The following is a 19,978-nucleotide window of genomic DNA, read 5'->3' as shown; positions in this document are numbered from 1 at the left end:
GCCGGTGAAGCAGGGCACTGAACAGGGAGATGTTTTGATGAAACTGCTTTACCTCGCCTCCGGCTCACCGCGCCGCCGTGAATTGCTCACGCAGATCGGCGTGCAGTTCTCCGCCATCAGCGCGGACATCGACGAAACCCCGCTTCCTGAAGAATCCCCATCGGCCTATGTCGAGCGCCTCGCGCGTGGCAAGGCTGAGGCCGGGCGCCGCTCGGTCGTCTCTGACCAGCCGTTCTGCGTGCTTGGCGCCGACACCGCTGTGGTACTCGACGGCAAAATACTTGGCAAACCGGTGGACGAAGCCGACGCATGCGCCATGCTGATGATGTTGTCCGGCAGCGAACACGAAGTGCTGACCGCCATCGCCGTGCTTGAAGGTGAGCGCTGCGAGTCGCGGGTGGTGCGCAGTCGCGTGCGTTTTCGCAGCATCAGCCGCGAAGAGGCCGGCGCCTACTGGGCCAGTGGCGAACCGCGCGACAAGGCCGGCGGCTATGGCATTCAAGGCCTGGGTGCGGTGTTCGTCGCCGGGCTCGACGGCAGCTATTCGGCGGTGGTCGGCCTGCCGTTGTGCGAAACCTGCGAGGTGTTGGGCCATTTCGGCATACCCTGTTGGCAAAACCTGAACACGCCCTGAGCGTCGTACGAATCCAGATGCGGCCACTATCGTGAACATGCCTGAACGAGATCCTGCCATGAGTGAAGAGATTCTGATCAACATCACGCCGATGGAATCGCGCGTGGCGGTGGTCGAAAACGGTGTGCTGCAAGAAGTCCACGTCGAGCGCACGCAGAAACGCGGGATCGTCGGCAACATCTATAAAGGCAAGATCGTTCGCGTACTGCCGGGCATGCAGGCGGCATTTGTCGACATCGGCCTCGATCGTGCAGCTTTCATTCACGCCGCCGAAATCTCCCTGCGCGAAGGCCCGGCGGTGGAAAGCATCAGTTCGCTGGTGCACGAAGGTCAGAGCCTGGTGGTGCAAGTCACCAAGGACCCGATCGGCTCCAAAGGCGCACGCCTGACCACGCAACTGTCGATTCCTTCGCGTTATCTGGTGTACATGCCGCGCACCGCCCACGTCGGCATTTCCCTGAAGATCGAAGACGAAGCCGAGCGCGAGCGTCTCAAGCAGGTGGTCAGCGATTGCGTGGCCAAAGAAGGCATCAAGGAGGCCGGCGGTTTCATTCTGCGCACAGCCGCTGAAGGCGCGGGCGCTGATGAAATCCTCATGGACATCCGTTACCTGCGGCGCCTCTGGGACCAGATCAACGAGCAGATCAAGACCATCGCCGCGCCCAGCGTCATCTACGAAGACCTCGGCCTGGCCCTGCGCACCCTGCGTGATCTGGTCAATCCGAAGATCGAGAAGATCCGCATCGACTCGCGGGAAACCTTCCAGAAAACCACGCAATTCGTCGCCGAACTGATGCCGGAAATCGCCGATCGTCTGGAACACTATCCGGGCGAGCGGCCGATCTTCGATCTGTACGGAGTCGAAGACGAAATCCAACGCGCGCTGGAGCGCAAGGTACCGCTGAAATCCGGCGGCTATCTGGTGATCGATCCGGCGGAAGCCATGACCACCATCGACGTCAACACCGGGGCGTTCGTCGGTCATCGCAATCTCGAAGAAACCATTTTCAAGACCAATCTCGAAGCGGCCACGGCGATTGCCCGGCAGATGCGCCTGCGCAATCTCGGCGGGATCATCATCATCGACTTCATCGACATGGAAGATGAAGAGCACCAGCGTCAGGTCCTGCGCACTTTGGAGAAACAGCTGGAGCGCGATCACGCCAAGACCAACATCATCGGCATCACCGAGCTGGGCCTGGTGCAGATGACCCGCAAGCGCACCCGCGAAAGCCTTGAGCAGGTGTTGTGCGAACCGTGCAGCAGTTGTCAGGGACGCGGCAAACTGAAGACCGCCGAAACCATCTGTTACGAGATCTTCCGTGAGATTCTGCGCGAGGCGCGGGCCTATCAGGCCGAGGGTTATCGGGTGCTGGCCAACCAGAAAGTAGTCGATCGCTTGCTTGACGAAGAATCCGGTAACGTCGCCGAGCTTGAAGGCTTTATCGGTCGCACCATACGTTTCCAGGTGGAAACCATGTATTCCCAGGAACAATATGACGTGGTGCTGCTCTGAAGCCCTGCATCACCACTCATTCAACGCGGCTGGCCTCAGCTTTTCGCAGTATTTTTGCCATGGGAGCCAACTGACATGGAGCGTCTGACACGCATTTTGGCCGCACTCACCCGCTGGGGGCTGGGCCTGTGCGCGTTGGTTCTGGTGTTGATGGCGTTGTACGTCAGCCTCGGCCGCGAGCTGACGCCACTGGTGGCCGAATACCGCGCCGACATCGAAGACAAGGCCAGTGCCGCCCTCGGCATGCCTTTGCAAATCGGTGAGCTGGAAGGCAACTGGAGCGGTTTCGCACCGATCCTGCTGGCCCACGACGTGATGGTCGGCGACGGTGCCAACGCGCTGCGCCTCGACCGCGTGCGGGTGGTGCCGGATATGTGGGGCAGCGTGCTCGCCCGCGAAGTCCGTCTCGCGCATATCGAACTCAACGGTTTGAAGATCAGCCTCAAGGAAGCCGAAGACGGCACCTGGGCGCTGGAAGGCCTGCCGGTGCAGAAGGATCAACCGTTCGATCCGGCACAATTGTTCCAGCGCTCGCAGATGATCAGGCAACTGTCGGTGCTCGATAGCCAGGTGACCCTGCAACCGCTCGACCACCCGCCCATGACGCTCACCTATGTCGGTCTGAATCTGCGCACCGGCGCCAGCCGCCAGCGTCTCGACGCGCGTCTGACCTTGCCCGACGGCCAGCCTGTGGCGCTGAGCCTGCGCAGCCAGTTGCGTCCTGATCAGTGGCAGAACAGCGTCATCGAGGGTTATGCCAGCCTGCCGCAAAGCGACTGGTCGAAATGGCTGCCCGAGCGCCTGACCCAGCAATGGAATTTTTCCGAGATCAAGGCCGGCGGCGAACTCTGGGTCGATTGGGCCGAAGGCGCGTTGCAAAGCGCCGCGTTGCGCCTGAATGCGCCGCAAGTGACCGGTGCCTACGCCGAGCGCAAGCCAATCCAGATCAACAATCTGGCGCTCAACGCCTATTACCGCAACACCGCCGAGGGCGCGAAGGTCACTCTTGATTCACTGGCGATGAGCTTCGGCGACACCCGTTGGGAATCCCATGTGCAGGTGCAGCAGACTCGCGCCAGCGCCAACGCTGAAGAGCTCTGGCATTTGCAGGCCGATCGCCTCGATCTGACCCCGATCACGCCGCTGCTCAATGCGCTGGGGCCGTTGCCGCAAAGCTTCGCCACAGTGGTCGAGCGTTTGAAGGTAACCGGCGGCCTGCGCAACGTCCTGCTGGATTTCCGTCCGACCGCCGCCGATGGCAACAAATTCGGCTTTGCCGCCAACCTCGATAATGTCGGTTTTGATGCCTACCACGGCGCTCCGGCGGTGCGGAATGTCAGTGGCAGCCTCAGCGGCAATCTGGACGGCGGTGAGTTGCGCCTCGACAGCAAGGACTTCGTCCTGCACCTCGATCCGATTTTCGCCAAACCATGGCAATACCTGCAGGCCAATGCGCGGCTGACGTGGAAGCTCGACAAGGATGGCTTCACCTTGATTGCGCCGTACCTGAAGGTGCTGGGCGAGGAGGGCAAGATTGCCGGCGACTTCCTTATCCGCCTGCACTTCGACCATAGCCAGGAAGACTACATGGACCTGCGCGTCGGCCTGGTCGATGGCGACGGTCGCTATACCGCGAAATACCTGCCGGCGGTGTTGAGCCCGGCGCTTGATGAGTGGCTGCGCACGGCGATCCTCAAAGGCGCAGTGGATCAGGGTTTCTTCCAGTATCAGGGCTCGCTGAGCAAGAATGCCGGCGAGGCTGATCGCAGCATCAGTTTGTTCTTCAAAGTGCACGACGCCGAACTGGCCTTTCAGCCGGGCTGGCCGCACGTGAGCAAGGTCAGCGGTGACGTGTTCATCGAGGACAGCGGCGTGCGCATCTGGGCTAGCAAGGGCCAGTTGCTCGATACCCAAGTCAGCGATGTCTTCGTCAATATTCCTCACGTACCGGCCGGGCAGAACTCGCATTTGTTTCTTGATGGCGCATTTGCCGGTGGCCTGGGCGATGGCTTGAAGATTCTCCAGGACGCGCCGATTGGCACTGGCGAGACCTTTGCCGGTTGGGAGGGCGCTGGTGATCTGAATGGCAAGCTCAAACTGGACATTCCGCTGGCCAAGGGCGAGCAACCGAAAATCCTCGTCGATTTCAAAACCGCCAACGCGCGGCTGAAACTGGCCGAACCGAAACTGGAACTGAGCCAGCTCAAGGGCGATTTCCGCTTCGACAGCAATAAAGGCCTCAGCGGCCAGAACATCTCTGCACGGGCCTTCGACAAACCGGTCACTGCGCAGATCTTCGCGGATGGCAGCCCCAACCAGATCAAGACCCGGGTTGCGGCGTCGGGGCAGGTCGAAGTGAAAAAGCTCACCGACTGGCTGGGCGTGAACCAGCCGCTGCCGGTGTCCGGGACGATTCCTTATCAGTTGCAGCTGAATCTTTCCGGGGCCGACAGCCAGTTGCTGGTCAGCTCCAGCCTCAAAGGCGTGGCGGTGGATCTGCCGGCGCCGTTCGGCATGACCGCCGATGTCGGGCGCGACACGGTATTCCGCATGACCTTGCAAGGCCAGGAGCGGCGGTACTGGGTCAATTACGATCAACTGGCCAATTTCACCTTTGCCGCGCCGCCGAGCAATTTCGCCGATGGCCGTGGCGAACTGTTTCTCGGCGCTGGCGAAGCGGTGTTGCCGGGCGCCAAGGGTCTGCGCATTCGTGGGGTGCTGTCAGAGCTGGACGTTGCGCCGTGGCAGGATCTGGCCAACAAATACGCCGGCGGGGATCCGGGCGGCAGCGCCAAGCAACTGCTCAGCAGCGCTGACATCAAAGTCGGCAAATTGACCGCGCTCGGCACCACGCTGGATCAGGCCTCGGTGCAGATCAATCGCAAGCCCGGCGCATGGAATCTCGCTCTCGATAGTCAGCAGGCCAAGGGCACGGCCAGCCTGCCGGACGCCAACGGCGTGCCGATTGCGGTGAATCTGCAATACGTGAAACTTCCGGCGCCGGACCCGGCGGTGCAGGCTGACGAGAACGCGCCGGATCCACTGGCGTCGGTCGATCCGACGAAAATTCCGGCGCTGGATATCACCCTCAATCAATTGTTCCTCGGCCCCGATCTGGTCGGTGGCTGGTCGCTGAAAGTGCGGCCGACCGCCAAGGGCATCGCCCTGAACAACCTCGACATGGGCCTCAAGGGCATCCTGCTGCAAGGCAACGGCGGCTGGGAAGGCGCGCCGGGGGCGACCAGCAGTTGGTACAAGGGCCGCATTGGCGGCAAGAATCTGGCCGACGTGCTCAAAGGCTGGGGCTTCGCGCCTAGCGTGACCAGCGAAGAATTCCATATGGACGTCGATGGACGTTGGCCGGGCTCGCCGGCGTGGCTGGCGACCAAGCGCTTCTCCGGCACCCTCGACGCCTCGCTGAACAAGGGCCAGTTCGTTGAAGTGGAAGGTGGTGCTCAGGCGCTGCGGGTGTTCGGCCTGCTCAACTTCAACTCGATCGGCCGGCGTCTGCGTCTGGACTTCTCCGACCTGTTCGGCAAAGGCCTGAGCTACGACCGGGTCAAAGGTTTGCTGGTGGCGACCAACGGTGTCTACGTTACCCGCGAGCCGATTCGCCTGACCGGGCCTTCGAGCAATCTTGAGCTGGACGGCACGCTGGATCTGGTCGGTGACAAGGTCGATGCGAAATTGCTGGTGACCTTGCCGGTGACCAACAACCTGCCGATCGCCGCGCTGCTTGTTGGCGCACCGGCGGTCGGCGGCGCGCTGTTCCTCATCGACAAGCTGATCGGCGACCGCGTGGCGCGCTTCGCCAGCGTCAAGTACACCGTCAAAGGCCCATGGAAAGAGCCAAAAATCACCTTCGACAAGCCTTTTTGAGCGGCCCGGCCTTGAAGCGATGGAGTAGCATGGCCAAATACCTCTATGGGAGTTCGCCATGTCTTTAGCGGTGATTCAAATGGTCAGCCAGAGTGACGTGCTGGCCAATCTGGCCCAAGCCCGACGCCTGCTTGAACAGGCCGCCGCCAGCGGGGCGAAACTTGCGGTGCTGCCGGAAAACTTCGCCGCCATGGGCCGTCGTGACGTCGCTGATATCGGCCGCGCCGAGGCCTTGGGCCAAGGGCCGATCCTGCCCTGGTTGAAACAGACCGCCCGCGACCTCACCTTATGGATAGTCGCCGGCACATTGCCGTTGCCACCGTTGGGTCAACCCACGGCCAAAGCCAATGCCTGCTCGTTGTTGATCAATGAATACGGCGAGATCGTCGCGCGCTATGACAAGCTGCATCTGTTCGATGTCGATGTCGCCGACAATCGCGGCCAATACCGTGAATCCGATGACTATGCTTATGGCGGTAATGTAGTGGTGGCGGATACGCCGATGGGGCGCGTCGGTCTGAGCGTGTGTTACGACTTGCGTTTCCCGGAGCTGTACAGTGAATTGCGTGCCGCCGGTGCCGATTTGATTACTGCACCGTCGGCGTTTACGGCCGTGACCGGCGCCGCGCACTGGGATGTACTGATCCGCGCGCGGGCCATCGAAACACAGTGTTATATCCTCGCGGCCGCACAGGGCGGCAGTCATCCGGGGCCACGCGAGACCTTCGGGCATGCGGCGATTGTCGACCCGTGGGGGCGTGTGCTGGCCCAGCAGGATCAAGGCGAGGCGGTGTTGCTGGCCGCCCGCGACAGTGATGAACAAGCGTCCATCCGGGCGCGCATGCCGGTGACGCGTCATCGGCGGTTTTTCTCGCAGGGCGCCCAGCGGCCTGCTTCAGAACACGAATTTAAGGCGTAAACCTATGAGCGAGTTGTTGTCCTCAGTCAGTGATCACCTGTTGGCACCCGGCGGTGTCACGATCGAGAGCCTGCAAGGCGTGCTCGGCGATCTGGCCGGGCCGGGCATCGATGCCGCCGATCTGTATTTCCAGGGCCAGATTTCCGAGTCGTGGGCGCTGGAAGACGGCATCGTCAAGGAAGGCAGCTTCAACCTCGATCAGGGTGTCGGCGTGCGCGCGCAGTCCGGGGAGAAGACCGGTTTTGCCTACAGCAACGCGATCACCCTCGAAGCCCTCGGTGCAGCGGCCCGCGCCGCGCGTTCGATCTCACGTGCCGGGCAGAACGGCACCGTGCAGGCATTCACCAGCCAGGACGTCGCGCAACTGTACGCGCCCGATAACCCGCTGGAAGTGCTCAGCCGCGCGGAAAAAGTCGAGTTGCTCAAACGCATCGACGTCGCCACCCGCGCACTCGACCCACGGATTCAGCAAGTCAGCGTGAGCATGGCCGGGGTCTGGGAGCGGATTCTGGTGGCCTCCACCGACGGTGGCCTGGCCGCTGATGTGCGCCCATTGGTGCGTTTCAACGTAAGCGTCATCGTTGAGCAGAATGGCCGTCGCGAACGCGGCGGGCACGGCGGCGGTGGGCGTACCGATTACCGCTACTTCCTCGCCGAAGACCGCGCCATGGGTTATGCCCGCGAAGCGCTGCGCCAGGCGCTGGTCAATCTGGAAGCGATTCCGGCGCCGGCCGGTACCTTGCCGGTGGTGCTGGGTTCCGGCTGGTCCGGCGTGCTGCTGCACGAAGCGGTCGGTCACGGTCTGGAAGGCGACTTCAACCGCAAGGGCAGCTCGGCCTACAGCGGGCGCATGGGCGAAATGGTTGCCTCCAAGTTATGCACCATCGTCGATGACGGCACCTTGAGCGGCCGTCGCGGTTCGCTGAGCGTCGATGACGAAGGCACGCCGACCGAGTGCACTACGCTGATCGAAAACGGCGTACTCAAGGGCTACATGCAAGACAAGCTCAACGCGCGGCTGATGGGCGTGGCCCGCACCGGTAACGGTCGTCGCGAATCCTATGCGCACCTGCCGATGCCACGCATGACCAACACCTACATGCTCGGTGGCGAAAGCGATCCGGCAGAAATCATCGCTTCGGTGAAGAAGGGCATCTACTGCGCCAACCTCGGCGGCGGTCAGGTCGATATCACCAGCGGCAAGTTCGTATTCTCCACCAGCGAGGCTTATCTGATCGAGGACGGCAAGATCACCGCACCGGTCAAAGGCGCGACATTGATCGGCAACGGTCCCGAGGCGATGAGCCGGGTGTCGATGGTCGGTAACGATCTGGCGCTGGACAGCGGTGTAGGTACGTGCGGCAAAGATGGGCAGTCGGTGCCGGTGGGTGTCGGCCAGCCAACGCTGAAAATCGATGCGATTACCGTGGGTGGCACGGGCGCATAAAAGAGGCGGGGCTTTCGGGTGGCGCGCAGGACGGCCACCCGGTGGCGATTTTCAACGCAGGCCGCGTTGAGTCTCGTCCAGCTCCCGAATGTATTTGAAGATCTTGCGGCTCGAAGCAGGTGGTTTGTTTTGCGCAACCTCATGCTGGGCCTGACGGATCAGGGAACGCAATTGCTGGCGATCGGCGTCCGGGTACTCGATGACGAATTTCTCCAGCACGGCGTCATCGCCCGCGATCAGGCGGTCACGCCAGCGTTCCAGATTATGGAAACGCTCGTTGTACTGGCGAGTGGAGGCATCGAGTTGATCGAGCAGAGTCAGAATCGCGTCAGTGTCCTGGTCGCGCATCAGTTTGCCGATGAACTGCAAATGCCGTTTACGCGCGATGTTCGCGGTGTGCTTGGGCGCATCGGCCAATGCCCGGCGCAAAGCGTCGGTCAACGGCAGTTTGGCGACCAGATCAGGCTTGAGTGTGGTCAGGCGCTCGCCGAGGTCAACCAGCGCATGCAACTCGCGTTTGACCTGAGATTTGCTTTTTTCTCCCGTATCGAGGGAGTCGTCGTAAGAATCAACCATGGTGGCAGTCCGCAAAGAAACGCCGCCATGATAACCAGTCGGGGGCCGCTTGTCCGGCCCGGTCGCTCGATGACCCCAGCCGAAAGCAGAATTTGAGTGGAGATGAGCATGAGTGCAGTTCAAAGCGTCGGCCCGCAGGCATTGCCGGCACTGCAAGAACAGGTCGAGCAGATCATCGCCGAAGCCAAGCGCCAGGGCGCCAGCGCCTGTGAAGTCGCGGTGTCGCTGGAGCAAGGCCTGTCGACTTCGGTGCGTCAGCGCGAGGTCGAAACCGTTGAATTCAATCGTGATCAGGGATTTGGCATTACCTTGTATGTCGGTCAGCGCAAAGGCTCGGCCAGCACCTCGGCCACCGGGCCGGAGGCGATTCGTGAAACCGTCGCTGCAGCACTCGCGATCGCCAAACACACCTCCGAGGACGAAGCCTCGGGTCTGGCCGATGCGGCGCTGATGGCCAGGGATGTGCAGGATTTCGACCTGTTCCACGAATGGGACATCACCCCGGAGCAGGCCATCGAGAAGGCTTTGCTCTGCGAGGCCGCGGCGTTCGATGCCGATGCGCGGATCAAGAACGCCGACGGCACCACCCTCAGCACCCATCAGGGCTGCCGGGTTTACGGCAACAGCCACGGTTTCATCGGCGGCTACGCGTCGACCCGGCACAGCCTGAGTTGCGTGATGATCGCTGAAGCCGACGGCCAGATGCAGCGCGATTACTGGTATGACGTCAATCGCCAGGGCAGTCTGCTCGCCGATCCGGTGAGCATCGGCCAGCGTGCCGCGCAACGGGCGGCGAGCCGTCTGGGCGCGCGGCCGGTGCCGACATGCGAGGTGCCGGTGCTGTTTTCCGCCGAACTGGCGGGTGGTCTGTTCGGCAGTTTCCTCTCGGCCGTGTCGGGCGGCAGCCTGTATCGCAAATCGTCGTTTCTGGAAGGCACACTCGGGCAGAAACTGTTCCCGGAATGGCTGACCATCGATGAGCGTCCGCATCTGATGCGTGCCATGGGCAGTGCTTCCTACGACGGTGATGGCCTGGCCACTTACGCGAAACCATTCGTCGAAAAGGGCGAGTTGGTCTCGTACATTCTCGGTACCTACTCCGGGCGCAAACTGGGCATGCCGAGCACCGCCAATGCGGGCGGCGTGCACAACCTGTTCGTCACCCATGGCGACGAGGATCAGGCAGCGCTGTTGAAGCGCATGGGCCGAGGACTGCTGGTCACCGAATTGATGGGCCACGGCCTGAACATGGTCACCGGCGACTATTCGCGCGGTGCGGCAGGCTTCTGGGTGGAAAACGGCGAGATCCAGTTCGCTGTGCAGGAAGTGACCATCGCCGGCAACATGCGCGACATGTTCAAGCAGATTGTCGCGGTGGGTAATGATCTGGAGCTGCGCAGCAACATCCGCACCGGCTCGGTGTTGATCGAGCGGATGACTGTCGCCGGCAGCTAAGCCGCGAATCCGCCAACAAAAAAAGGCGCGCCATCCGTTCTGGATGGCGCGCCTTTTTAATTCGCTTCGCACAAATCCCCTGTGGGAGCGAGCCTGCTCGCGAAAACGATGGATCAGTTGTAAATGTGCTGACTGACACAGCGCATTCGCGAGCAGGCTAACTCCCACAAGTGAGCAGCGCAAACTCGAGTGCTTGTGTTGGTTCTCATTATCATCTAATAATAAATCTCATCTCCGAACGAGTCCCGGATCATGAGTTCTGCCTTGCACGAGCAGCCCTACCTCGAAAGCTGGCGCTGGATGAGCCGCCAGATCCGTTGCGCGCTGGATCCTGACGAACCGCGCCTGATCGAACACTACCTCGCCGAAGGACGCTATCTGTCCTGTTGCACAGCCACTTCGCCCTGGACTGTCGCCGAAACGTCTTTCCGTCTGCTGCTCGATACCGCCACCGACATCGCGTTGCCGTGGCACTGGCGCAGCGTCTGTCTCGATCAAGCCTGGCGCCCCTTGCGTGAAATGGAGCGCCTGTCGCTATGCCAATGCCGCTTGCGGCGCTGGCAACGCTACACCTGGCAGCTCGCCACTTGCGAGTTGCAACCGTCGATTCCTCTCATTGATTTGTTGCAAGGACATTCGCATGACCAAGACACGTATTGAGCGCGACAGCATGGGCGAACTGCAGGTGCCGGTCGATGCGCTCTATGGCGCGCAGACCCAGCGCGCCGTGGACAACTTCCCGATCAGCGGCAAGCCGATGCCGACGCAGTTCATCCGCGCGCTGATCCTCGCCAAAGCCGCCGCTGCCCGGGCCAACGTTGAGCTGAACCAGATCAGCGCGGCCCAGGGCAAAGCCATCAGTGATGTCGCGCAAGGTCTGCTCGAAGGCGATTTCATGCAGCATTTCCCGGTGGATATCTTCCAGACCGGGTCCGGCACCAGCTCGAACATGAACGCCAACGAAGTGATCGCGACGCTGGCCAGTCGCATGCTCGGCGAGCCGGTCAACGCCAACGATCATGTCAACTGCGGGCAAAGCAGCAACGACATCATCCCGACCACCATCCACGTCAGCGCCGCGCTGGCGCTGCATGAACAACTGCTGCCGGCGCTGTTGCATCTGGTCCAGGTCATCGAGCGCAAGGCCGAGCAAGTGCATCACCATGTGAAGACCGGGCGCACCCACCTGATGGACGCGATGCCGGTGCGCATGAGCCAGGTGCTCAACGGTTGGGCGCAGCAGCTCAAGGCCAATATCGGCCATCTGCAGGATTTGCTGCCAAGCCTGCAAGCGCTGGCGCAGGGCGGCACCGCGGTCGGTACCGGGATCAATGCGCATCCGGAGTTCGCCGCGCGATTCAGTCGGCATCTGAGCCAACTGACCGACGTGCAGTTCACCCCGGGCAAGGATCTGTTCGCGCTGATTGGCTCGCAGGACACGGCGGTCTCTGTCTCCGGCCAGCTCAAAGCTACTGCGGTGTCGCTGATGAAAATCGCCAACGACCTGCGCTGGATGAACTCAGGTCCCCTGGCCGGCCTCGGCGAAATTGAACTGCAAGCGCTGCAACCGGGTTCATCGATCATGCCCGGCAAGGTCAACCCGGTGATCCCGGAAGCCACCGCGATGGTCGCTGCGCAAGTGATCGGCAACGACTCGGTGATCACCGTCGCCGGTCAATCCGGCAACTTCGAACTGAACGTGATGCTGCCGATCATCGCGCACAACCTGCTGAGCAGCATCGAATTGCTGGCCAATTCCAGTCGCCTGCTCGGTGACAAGGCAATCGCTACTTTCAAGGTCAACGAATCGCGCTTGCAAGAAGCGTTGTCGCGCAACCCGATTCTGGTCACCGCACTCAACCCCATCATCGGTTATCAGAAAGCCGCCGAAATCGCCAAGCAGGCCTACAAGGAAGGCCGCGCGGTGATCGACGTCGCTCTGGAACACACCGACCTGTCGCGCAGCCAGCTGGAAGAGTTGCTCAACCCCGAGAAGCTCACCGCCGGCGGCGTGTAAACCCAGCAACCGCTTTGGAGGCTCACCATGGAGCACTGGAAACGCACGATCGAACGGGCCAATCGCTGCTTCATGCTGGGCGAACTGATCGACGCCCGTGAGGCTTACCTGCAAGCCCTGGCCCTGGCGCAAGTGTTGCTCGAACGCTGGGCGGATGCCGACGAAGCGGTGGCGGCCTGCGTCGTCTCTCATCACAACCTCGCCGACCTGCATTTGCGCCTGAATCAACCGGAGGAGAGCGCCGAATACCTGTGCGCTATCCACCAGCGCTTGTTGCAGACCATGCAGGACGAACGCCTGCGCCCGGCCCTGCGTGAGGCGGCGTTGCGCCAGAGCAGCAAGACCTACGTCGAACTGTTGAATTTCATCAGCGAGCACGGCGAGTACCCGCGCACCCAGCGCCTGCTGCATCCGGACACCGGCAATGCCCGCCGCGCCTCAAATCCCCATCAGTATGGAATCCACTGAAATGGCTTTTACCTTGCCTGCCTTGCCTTATGCCTACGATGCCCTTGAGCCGCACATCGATGCGCAGACCATGGAAATCCATTACACCAAGCATCACCAGACCTACATCAACAACCTCAACGCCGCCGTGGAAGGCACCGAATTCGCCGATTGGCCGGTGGAAAAACTCGTCGCCAGCGTCCAGCAACTGCCGGAAAAGCTTCGCGCAGCGGTGATCAATCAGGGCGGCGGTCACGCCAATCACTCGCTGTTCTGGGAAGTGATGGTGCCCAACGGCGGCGGCAAGCCCGACGGCGCGCTGGCCACGGCTATTGATGAGCAACTGGGCGGACTCGACAGCTTCAAGGAAGCCTTCACCAAAGCCGCACTGACCCGTTTTGGCAGCGGCTGGGCGTGGCTGAGCGTCACCCCGGAGAAAAAACTGATCGTAGAAAGCAGCGGCAATCAGGACAGCCCGTTGATGAACGGCAATACCCCAATCCTCGGTCTCGACGTCTGGGAGCACGCCTACTACCTGCGCTACCAGAACCGTCGCCCGGAATACGTTAACGCGTTCTACAACGTGATCAACTGGCCGGAAGTTGCTGCGCGCTATCAGGCCGCACTGGTTTAAGTCTTCCATAAAAACAATCAGGGCTGACTATGGGCACGGAAACACTGGCGATTGGCAGCGGGCGCATGTTTCGTTACGCGGTGGGCTCGCTGTTGCTGCTGGCGGGGATGACTTTGCTGGTCGCCCACGGTTTGCAGTGGCTGAATCTGGAACCGCGGCTGTTGCGCGCCTTGCAGGGCGGTGCCATCTGCGCCTTGGGCACGGCGCTTGGCGCGGTGCCGGTGCTGGTGATCCGGCGCATGCCGCAGGCACTCAGCGACACCTTGCTGGGATTTGGTGCCGGGGTGATGCTGGCGGCGACGGCGTTTTCGCTGATCGTGCCGGGCATTGCTGCGGCGGAGAGTCTTGGTCTTACGCCGTGGGCCGCCAGTGGCCTGATCTGCTTCGGCATCCTGCTCGGCGCGTTCGGTCTGTATCTGGTGGATCGGCGCGTTTCCGGTGCCTCGCCGCAGATGCTCGTCGGCACGCTGGAGCATCCGGTGATTCCACCACGAATCTGGCTGTTCGTGTTCGCCATCATCGCGCACAACATTCCAGAAGGCATGGCGGTCGGCGTGTCTGCCGGCGGCGGGATGGCGGACGCCGACAGTCTGGCGATGGGCATTGCGTTGCAGGATGTGCCGGAAGGGCTGGTGATTGCGTTGGTGCTGGCCGGGGCGGGGATGTCACGGTTCAGGGCGTTTCTCATCGGCGCGGCGTCTGGGCTGGTCGAACCGGTATTTGCACTCTTATGCGCGTGGCTGGTGAGTCTGGCTCAAGTGCTGTTGCCGCTGGGACTGGCGTTGGCGGCCGGGGCGATGTTGCTGGTGGTGACCCACGAAGTGATCCCGGAATCGCGCCGTCATGGGCATGACAAGCTGGCCAGTCTGGGCCTGTTGGTCGGGTTTTGTTTGATGATGGTGATGGATACGGCGTTGGGGTGAATGGAGGCGAGGAACAGTGTCCCCGCCTCGCGGATTATTCACCTTCGTCGAAATACCTTTCGATCAGATCGACCAATGCGTCCATGGCTTCCTGAGCCTGTTCGCCTTCGGTGCTCAAATGGATTTTGGTGCCTTTACCCGCCGCGAGCATCATCATTGCCATGATGCTCTTGCCGTCGACAGTCGTTTCAGGGGTGCGTCCCACCCGAATCGTGCAGTCTGGATACTGACCGGCCACGCCGACGAATTTGGCCGATGCCCGGGCATGCAGACCCAGTTTATTGATGATTTCGATTTCACGAGCAGGCATCGCGGTGTGGATCCTTTAGGTGAGGTCGCGGTGGCGAACCTGGACGTTCTTCAGGGTTTTCTGCAGGGCCTGACCCAGACGTTCGGTCAGGTAGACGGAGCGGTGGTGCCCGCCGGTGCAGCCAATGGCAATGGTCACGTAGGCGCGGTTGCTGGCGGCGAAGCGTGGTAGCCACTTGTTCAGGTAGGCGTAGATGTCCTGATACATTTCTTCGACATCCGGCTGCTGCGCCAGATATTCGGCCACAGGGGCATCGAGGCCGGACTGAGCGCGCAGCTCCGGTTTCCAGTACGGATTGGGCAGGCAGCGCACATCGAACACGAGGTCGGCGTCGACCGGCATGCCGCGCTTGAAGCCAAATGATTCAACCAGAAACGCCGTGCCGGGCTCAGGCTGATTCAACAGGCGCAACTTCAGGGTATCGCGCAGTTGATACAGATTGAGGTTGGTGGTGTTGATTTTCAGGTCAGCCAGATCGGCGATCGGGCCGAGCAGGGCGGTTTCATCGTGAATCGCCTCGGCCAGTGAGCGATTGGCATTGCTCAGCGGGTGACGTCGCCGGGTTTCGGAAAAACGCTTGAGCAGGGTTTCTTCGTCGGCGTCCAGGTACAGCACATCGCACTTGATGTGTTTGGCACGCACGTCTTCGAGCAACTCGGGAAAGCGTGACAGATGGCTGGGCAGGTTGCGTGCATCGATCGACACGGCGACCAGCGGCTGCGCCAGCTCCGTGTGAATCAGCGCACGCTCGGCCAGTTCTGGCAGCAAACCGGCCGGCAGATTGTCGATGCAGTAGTAGCCGTTGTCCTCAAGGACATTCAGGGCGGTACTTTTACCCGAGCCCGAACGGCCACTGACAATGATCAAACGCATGATTAGTGCCCGTTCTGCTCGTCCAGTACAACCTGGTACAAGGCTTCATTGCTCGGAGCGCTGCGTAGCTTGTCACGCACTTCCTTGCGGTCGAGCATGCTGGCGATCTGGCGCAACAACTCCAGATGCGCGTCGGTTGCGGCTTCCGGGACCAGCAGCACGAACAACAGGTCCACCGGGGCGCCGTCGATGGCATCGAAATCAATCGGAGCTTCGAGGTGCAGCAGGGCGCTGACCGGTGCCGTGCAGCTCTTGAGGCGGCAGTGGGGAATGGCGATGCCGTTGCCAAAACCGGTGGAGCCGAGTTTTTCACGGGCGATCAGCGCCTCGAAGACGTCCTGCATCGCCAGATCCGGCACTTCGCGGTGGATCAGGTTGGCAATCTGTTCGAGGGCTTTTTTCTTGCTGCCGCCCGGCGCGTTCACTTGGGAACGGCCGGGGGTCAGGATGGTTTCAAGTCGGATCATGGGATAGGGGTGTTAACGACCGGTCGCGCCCTGGAGGAGGCTCTGGGTCTTTTCCTTATGCTTTTTGAGTTGGCGATCCAGCTTGTCGGTGAGTGAGTCGATCGCAGCGTACATGTCGGTGTCTTCTGCGTTGGCGACCACTTCGCTGCCGGGGATATGCAAGGTGGCTTCTATCTTCTGCTTCAGCTTTTCGACGCACATCGTGACCTGCACGTTGGTGATCTTGTCGAAATGTCGCTCCAGTCGCTGGAGTTTTTCCTCGATGTAGGAACGCAGAGGTTGGGTCACTTCCAGTTGGTGTCCACTGATGTTGACTTGCATACAGCTTCTCCTTCGTTGCCAGTGCATAAAGCGGCAGGCCGAAAAGCCTGCCACTGGAACGCTGTAACGTGGCTTACATCAACCGCTTGCGTTCGCTCGAAGGCGCGATTCCGAGGGATTCGCGGTACTTGGCGACGGTGCGGCGAGCCACCTGAATGCCTTGTGCCTCCAGTAAACCAGCGATCTTGCTGTCACTCAACGGCTTTTTCTGATTTTCCGCTGCGACCAGTTTTTTGATGATCGCGCGGATCGCCGTGGACGAGCATTCGCCGCCTTCGGAGGTGCTGACGTGGCTGGAGAAAAAGTATTTCAGCTCATAAATACCGCGCGGGGTATGCATGAATTTCTGTGTGGTCACCCGGGAAATCGTCGATTCGTGCATGCCGACCGCTTCGGCGATGTCATGCAATACCAACGGCTTCATCGCTTCGTCGCCGTATTCGAGGAAACCGCGCTGATGTTCGACGATCTGCGTGGCCACTTTCATCAGGGTTTCGTTGCGGCTCTGCAGGCTCTTGATGAACCAGCGGGCTTCCTGCAACTGGTTGCGCATGAAAGTGTTGTCGGCGCTGGTGTCGGCACGTTTCACAAACCCGGCGTATTGGGCGTTGACACGCAGGCGTGGCACCGATTCCTGGTTCAGCTCGACCAGCCAGCGCTCGTTGTCCTTGCGCACGATCACATCGGGAATGACGTATTCGGCTTCGGTTGATTCGATCTGCGAGCCCGGACGCGGATTGAGACTCTGCACCAGTTCGATGACTTGGCGCAGCTCGTCTTCCTTGAGCTTCATGCGGCGCATCAACTGGCTGTAATCGCGACTGCCGAGCAGGTCGATGTAATCGGCGACCAGACGCTTGGCCTCGCTCAGCCACGGCGTCTTCGCGGGCAGCTGGCGCAGTTGCAGGAGCAGGCATTCGCTGAGGTTGCGGGCGCCGATACCGGCGGGCTCGAATTGCTGGATGCGATGCAGGACGGCTTCTATTTCGTCGAGCTCGATGTCCAGTTCCGGATCGAACGCTTCAAGAATTTCTTCGAGGGTTTCGTCCAGATAGCCCTGATTGTTGATGCAGTCGATCAGGGTCACGGCGATCAGGCGATCGGTGTCGGACATCGGCGCCAGGTTCAGTTGCCAGAGCAGATGGCTCTGCAGGCTCTCGCCGGCGGATGTGCGGGTGGTGAAATCCCACTCATCGTCGTCGCTGCTGGGCAGGCTGCTGGCGCTGGTCTGGTAGACGTCTTCCCAAGCGGTGTCCACCGGCAGTTCGTTGGGGATGCGCTCGTTCCATTCGCCATCCTCGAGGTTGTCCACCGTCGGGGCGGTTTCCTGGTAGGAGGGTTCCTGGATTTCGGCGGGCTTCTGTTCGGCGTTGTCGGCCAGAGGATCGGCGTTGTCGAAGTCGTCGCCTTCTTCCTGGCGTTCGAGCATCGGATTGGATTCCAGAGCCTCCTGGATCTCCTGTTGCAGGTCCAGGGTCGACAATTGGAGCAGGCGGATGGCCTGTTGCAGCTGCGGTGTCATCGTCAGCTGCTGGCCCATTCTCAAGACTAGCGATGGTTTCATGGCAGGGGCTTAACACCTTATTCGCCGGCGCTTTGCGCCATCCACTACAGGGCGCCGAAGCGCCAAACTTAAGCAAATTATATGCCTGAAACTGAAGTGTTTGCCTAGAGCGCTGTAACAATTAAAGCGGATAAATGCGCCTTGAATCGATACAGCGCTGTCGCGCTTACAGGCGGAACTCGTGACCCAGATACACTTCCTTGACCAGATCGTTGGCCAGGATGGTCTCGGCATCACCTTCGGCGATCAGTTGACCGTCGTTGACGATGTAAGCGGTTTCGCAGATATCCAGGGTCTCACGCACGTTGTGGTCGGTGATCAGTACACCGATGCCTTTGGCCTTGAGGTGATGGATGATCTGCTTGATGTCGCCGACCGAGATCGGGTCGACACCGGCGAACGGTTCGTCGAGCAGGATGAATTTCGGCGCAGTGGCCAGGGCACGAGCGATTTCCACCCGGCGGCGCTCACCACCGGACAGGCTCATGCCGAGGTTGTCGCGGATGTGGCTGATGTGGAATTCCTGCAGCAGGCTTTCCAGCTCCTTGCGCCGACCGGCCTTGTCCAGCTCCGGGCGGGTCTCGAGGATCGCCATGATGTTGTCGGCGACCGACAGTTTGCGGAAGATCGACGCTTCTTGCGGCAGATAGCCGATACCGGCCTTGGCGCGGCCGTGCATCGGCTGGTGGCTGACGTCCAGATCATCGATCAGCACACGGCCCTGATCCGCCTGCACCAGGCCAACGATCATGTAGAAGCACGTGGTCTTGCCGGCGCCGTTCGGGCCGAGCAAGCCGACGATCTGCCCGCTGTCGATCGACAGGCTGACGTCACGCACGACCTGGCGGCTTTTATAGGCCTTGGCCAGGTGCTGAGCTTTCAGAGTTGCCATTACTGGGATTTCTCTTCGGTTTTCTTCTTCGGCTGGATCACCATGTCGATGCGCGGGCGCGATTCGGTGACCTTGCTGCCCGTGGCGCGACCGGCGCTGGCCAGTTTCTTCACGGTGTCGTAGACGATTTTTTCGCCCTGGGTGACGTTGTTATCCTTGTCGATAACCTTGGCCTTGTCGATCAGCACCACACGGTTCTGTTGGGCGTGGTATTGAATCGTCACGCCGTAGCCCTTGACCGGGTTGGCGTCGCCCTGTGTCTGCAACTGCTCGAAGTAAGCCAGGTTGCCCACCGAGGTCACCACGTCGATGTCGCCATTTGGCGCACGCGTCATGGTCACGGTGTTGCCTTTAACGATCATCGAGCCTTGGGTAATGATCACGTCACCTTTATAGGTGGCGATGCCATTCTTGTCGTCCAGTTGGGCGTCGTCGGCCTGAATGCGGATAGGCTGCTGCTGATCGTTCGGCAGGGACCAGGCGCTCGCGCTTCCCAGTGCTGCGCCCAGACTGAGCAAAATAGGGAGGGTTTTAACGAGCCTCATACTGTCCTCTTACGTTCGATTGCAGGTGTATCCTGCTGTCCTTCAGGTACGCTTTCATTCCGACGCCAGTCGATACGCCGCCAGCGCCCTCGATTCTAACGGGTTGCGCAGTCTGCGCATATTCCTGCTGCGGGAACACGGTCATGCGGGTGCTGGTGATCAGGGTGCCGCGCTGTTTCTCGTCGGTGCGCTGAACGCGGACCGAATCGATCAATTCAACTTCGGTGCCGCCCGAATTCACTTCGCCGCGCTCGCTGGTCACGTGCCACGGGAAGTCGGTGCCGCGGTACATGTTCAAATCAGGCTTGGTCACCAGTGTGATATCAGTGGCCTTGACGTGCTCGGCCTTGTCGGAGGTCATCTCGTACTGCACCTTGCCGTCGGGCAGGTATTGAATGGTATGCGTGTTGGTCGCGTACCAGTCGATCGGATTCTCGGCGGCCGAGACCGGCGGCTTGTCGAGGAAGCGCTCCGGGCTGATGTTCCAGTAGCCGACCGCAGCGAAAATCGCCGCGATGCAGCCGAACAGCAGGAAATTGCGAAACTTTTTGCTAAACAT

Annotated in this window: 20 protein-coding genes; 11 read left to right on the top strand and 9 right to left on the bottom strand. The window is 60.9% G+C overall.

Annotation, left to right across the window (positions count from 1 at the left end; all coding sequences use genetic code 11):
- The first annotated feature begins 37 nt into the window (after nucleotides 1-37).
- From D8U82_RS00750 to tldD, 5 genes are all read left to right on the top strand, one after another.
- Complete coding sequence (locus D8U82_RS00750; protein WP_125927110.1) at nucleotides 38-634, top strand: Maf family protein; 597 nt, start codon at nucleotides 38-40, stop codon at nucleotides 632-634.
- A 58-nt stretch (nucleotides 635-692) separates the two neighbouring features.
- Nucleotides 693-2,150, top strand: coding sequence for a ribonuclease G (gene rng, locus D8U82_RS00745; RefSeq protein ID WP_016771696.1), 1,458 nt, complete (start codon nucleotides 693-695; stop codon nucleotides 2,148-2,150).
- A 75-nt stretch (nucleotides 2,151-2,225) separates the two neighbouring features.
- A complete protein-coding gene (locus D8U82_RS00740) occupies nucleotides 2,226-6,029 on the top strand; it encodes a YhdP family protein (protein WP_125927111.1) in 3,804 nt (1,267 codons plus the stop codon).
- A 58-nt stretch (nucleotides 6,030-6,087) separates the two neighbouring features.
- Nucleotides 6,088-6,948 (top strand): carbon-nitrogen hydrolase family protein, encoded by an 861-nt coding sequence (locus D8U82_RS00735; protein ID WP_125927112.1) that lies wholly within the window; start codon nucleotides 6,088-6,090, stop codon nucleotides 6,946-6,948.
- 4 nt (nucleotides 6,949-6,952) lie between these two features.
- Entirely contained in the window at nucleotides 6,953-8,395 is a 1,443-nt protein-coding gene (tldD, locus tag D8U82_RS00730; protein ID WP_016771693.1) for a metalloprotease TldD, read from the top strand.
- 51 nt (nucleotides 8,396-8,446) lie between these two features.
- Here tldD and yjgA read toward each other — a convergent pair whose 3' ends face one another.
- Complete coding sequence (gene yjgA, locus D8U82_RS00725; protein ID WP_016771692.1) at nucleotides 8,447-8,971, bottom strand: ribosome biogenesis factor YjgA; 525 nt, start codon at nucleotides 8,969-8,971, stop codon at nucleotides 8,447-8,449.
- A gap of 102 nt (nucleotides 8,972-9,073) precedes the next feature.
- Here yjgA and pmbA point away from each other — a divergent pair, with 102 nt between their 5' ends.
- From pmbA to D8U82_RS00695, 6 genes are all read left to right on the top strand, one after another.
- Complete coding sequence (gene pmbA / locus D8U82_RS00720; RefSeq protein WP_172834015.1) at nucleotides 9,074-10,426, top strand: metalloprotease PmbA; 1,353 nt, start codon at nucleotides 9,074-9,076, stop codon at nucleotides 10,424-10,426.
- Between the two features lie 252 nt (nucleotides 10,427-10,678).
- Entirely contained in the window at nucleotides 10,679-11,086 is a 408-nt protein-coding gene (locus D8U82_RS00715; protein WP_016771690.1) for a hypothetical protein, read from the top strand.
- A complete protein-coding gene (locus D8U82_RS00710) occupies nucleotides 11,067-12,443 on the top strand; it encodes a class II fumarate hydratase (protein ID WP_130901488.1) in 1,377 nt (458 codons plus the stop codon). Before D8U82_RS00715 ends, D8U82_RS00710 begins: the two co-directional genes overlap by 20 nt.
- Nucleotides 12,444-12,470: 27 nt before the next feature.
- Nucleotides 12,471-12,911 carry a hypothetical protein gene (locus D8U82_RS00705; RefSeq protein ID WP_130901487.1) on the top strand — a complete coding sequence of 147 codons (441 nt, stop codon included), beginning with the start codon at nucleotides 12,471-12,473 and terminating at the stop codon, nucleotides 12,909-12,911.
- Between the two features lies 1 nt (nucleotide 12,912).
- Entirely contained in the window at nucleotides 12,913-13,524 is a 612-nt protein-coding gene (locus D8U82_RS00700; RefSeq protein ID WP_130901486.1) for a superoxide dismutase, read from the top strand.
- Between the two features lie 29 nt (nucleotides 13,525-13,553).
- Nucleotides 13,554-14,447, top strand: coding sequence for a ZIP family metal transporter (locus D8U82_RS00695; protein ID WP_130888599.1), 894 nt, complete (start codon nucleotides 13,554-13,556; stop codon nucleotides 14,445-14,447).
- A 34-nt stretch (nucleotides 14,448-14,481) separates the two neighbouring features.
- Here the strand turns inward: D8U82_RS00695 and D8U82_RS00690 are convergent, their stop codons facing one another.
- The 8 genes from D8U82_RS00690 to lptC all read right to left on the bottom strand — a co-directional run bounded on the left by D8U82_RS00690 (nucleotide 14,482) and on the right by lptC (nucleotide 19,978).
- The gene (locus tag D8U82_RS00690; RefSeq protein ID WP_016771685.1) at nucleotides 14,482-14,757 is read right to left on the bottom strand and encodes an HPr family phosphocarrier protein; all 276 of its coding nucleotides are present in this window, start codon (nucleotides 14,755-14,757) and stop codon (nucleotides 14,482-14,484) included.
- A gap of 15 nt (nucleotides 14,758-14,772) precedes the next feature.
- A complete protein-coding gene (rapZ, locus tag D8U82_RS00685) occupies nucleotides 14,773-15,630 on the bottom strand; it encodes an RNase adapter RapZ (RefSeq protein ID WP_076565860.1) in 858 nt (285 codons plus the stop codon).
- Between the two features lie 2 nt (nucleotides 15,631-15,632).
- The gene (gene ptsN, locus D8U82_RS00680) at nucleotides 15,633-16,097 is read right to left on the bottom strand and encodes a PTS IIA-like nitrogen regulatory protein PtsN (RefSeq protein ID WP_016771683.1); all 465 of its coding nucleotides are present in this window, start codon (nucleotides 16,095-16,097) and stop codon (nucleotides 15,633-15,635) included.
- A 12-nt stretch (nucleotides 16,098-16,109) separates the two neighbouring features.
- Entirely contained in the window at nucleotides 16,110-16,418 is a 309-nt protein-coding gene (raiA, locus tag D8U82_RS00675) for a ribosome-associated translation inhibitor RaiA (protein ID WP_007912419.1), read from the bottom strand.
- Nucleotides 16,419-16,491: 73 nt separating this feature from the next.
- Nucleotides 16,492-17,982 (bottom strand): RNA polymerase factor sigma-54, encoded by a 1,491-nt coding sequence (locus D8U82_RS00670; protein WP_110603721.1) that lies wholly within the window; start codon nucleotides 17,980-17,982, stop codon nucleotides 16,492-16,494.
- Nucleotides 17,983-18,148: 166 nt separating this feature from the next.
- A complete protein-coding gene (gene lptB / locus D8U82_RS00665; RefSeq protein WP_024011621.1) occupies nucleotides 18,149-18,874 on the bottom strand; it encodes an LPS export ABC transporter ATP-binding protein in 726 nt (241 codons plus the stop codon).
- Nucleotides 18,874-19,419 carry a lipopolysaccharide transport periplasmic protein LptA gene (lptA, locus tag D8U82_RS00660; protein ID WP_016771679.1) on the bottom strand — a complete coding sequence of 182 codons (546 nt, stop codon included), beginning with the start codon at nucleotides 19,417-19,419 and terminating at the stop codon, nucleotides 18,874-18,876. Before lptA ends, lptB begins: the two co-directional genes overlap by 1 nt.
- Nucleotides 19,406-19,978 (bottom strand): LPS export ABC transporter periplasmic protein LptC, encoded by a 573-nt coding sequence (gene lptC / locus D8U82_RS00655; protein ID WP_041477980.1) that lies wholly within the window; start codon nucleotides 19,976-19,978, stop codon nucleotides 19,406-19,408. The genes lptA and lptC overlap by 14 nt, the downstream gene beginning before the upstream one ends.

This window comes from Pseudomonas sp. Sample_23, from assembly GCF_004307595.1.
In the GTDB taxonomy this organism is placed as follows: Bacteria; Pseudomonadota; Gammaproteobacteria; order Pseudomonadales; family Pseudomonadaceae; genus Aquipseudomonas; species Aquipseudomonas atacamensis.
Note: the sequence above shows the minus strand (reverse complement) of the source record. Positions and strands in the feature narration are given on the sequence as shown.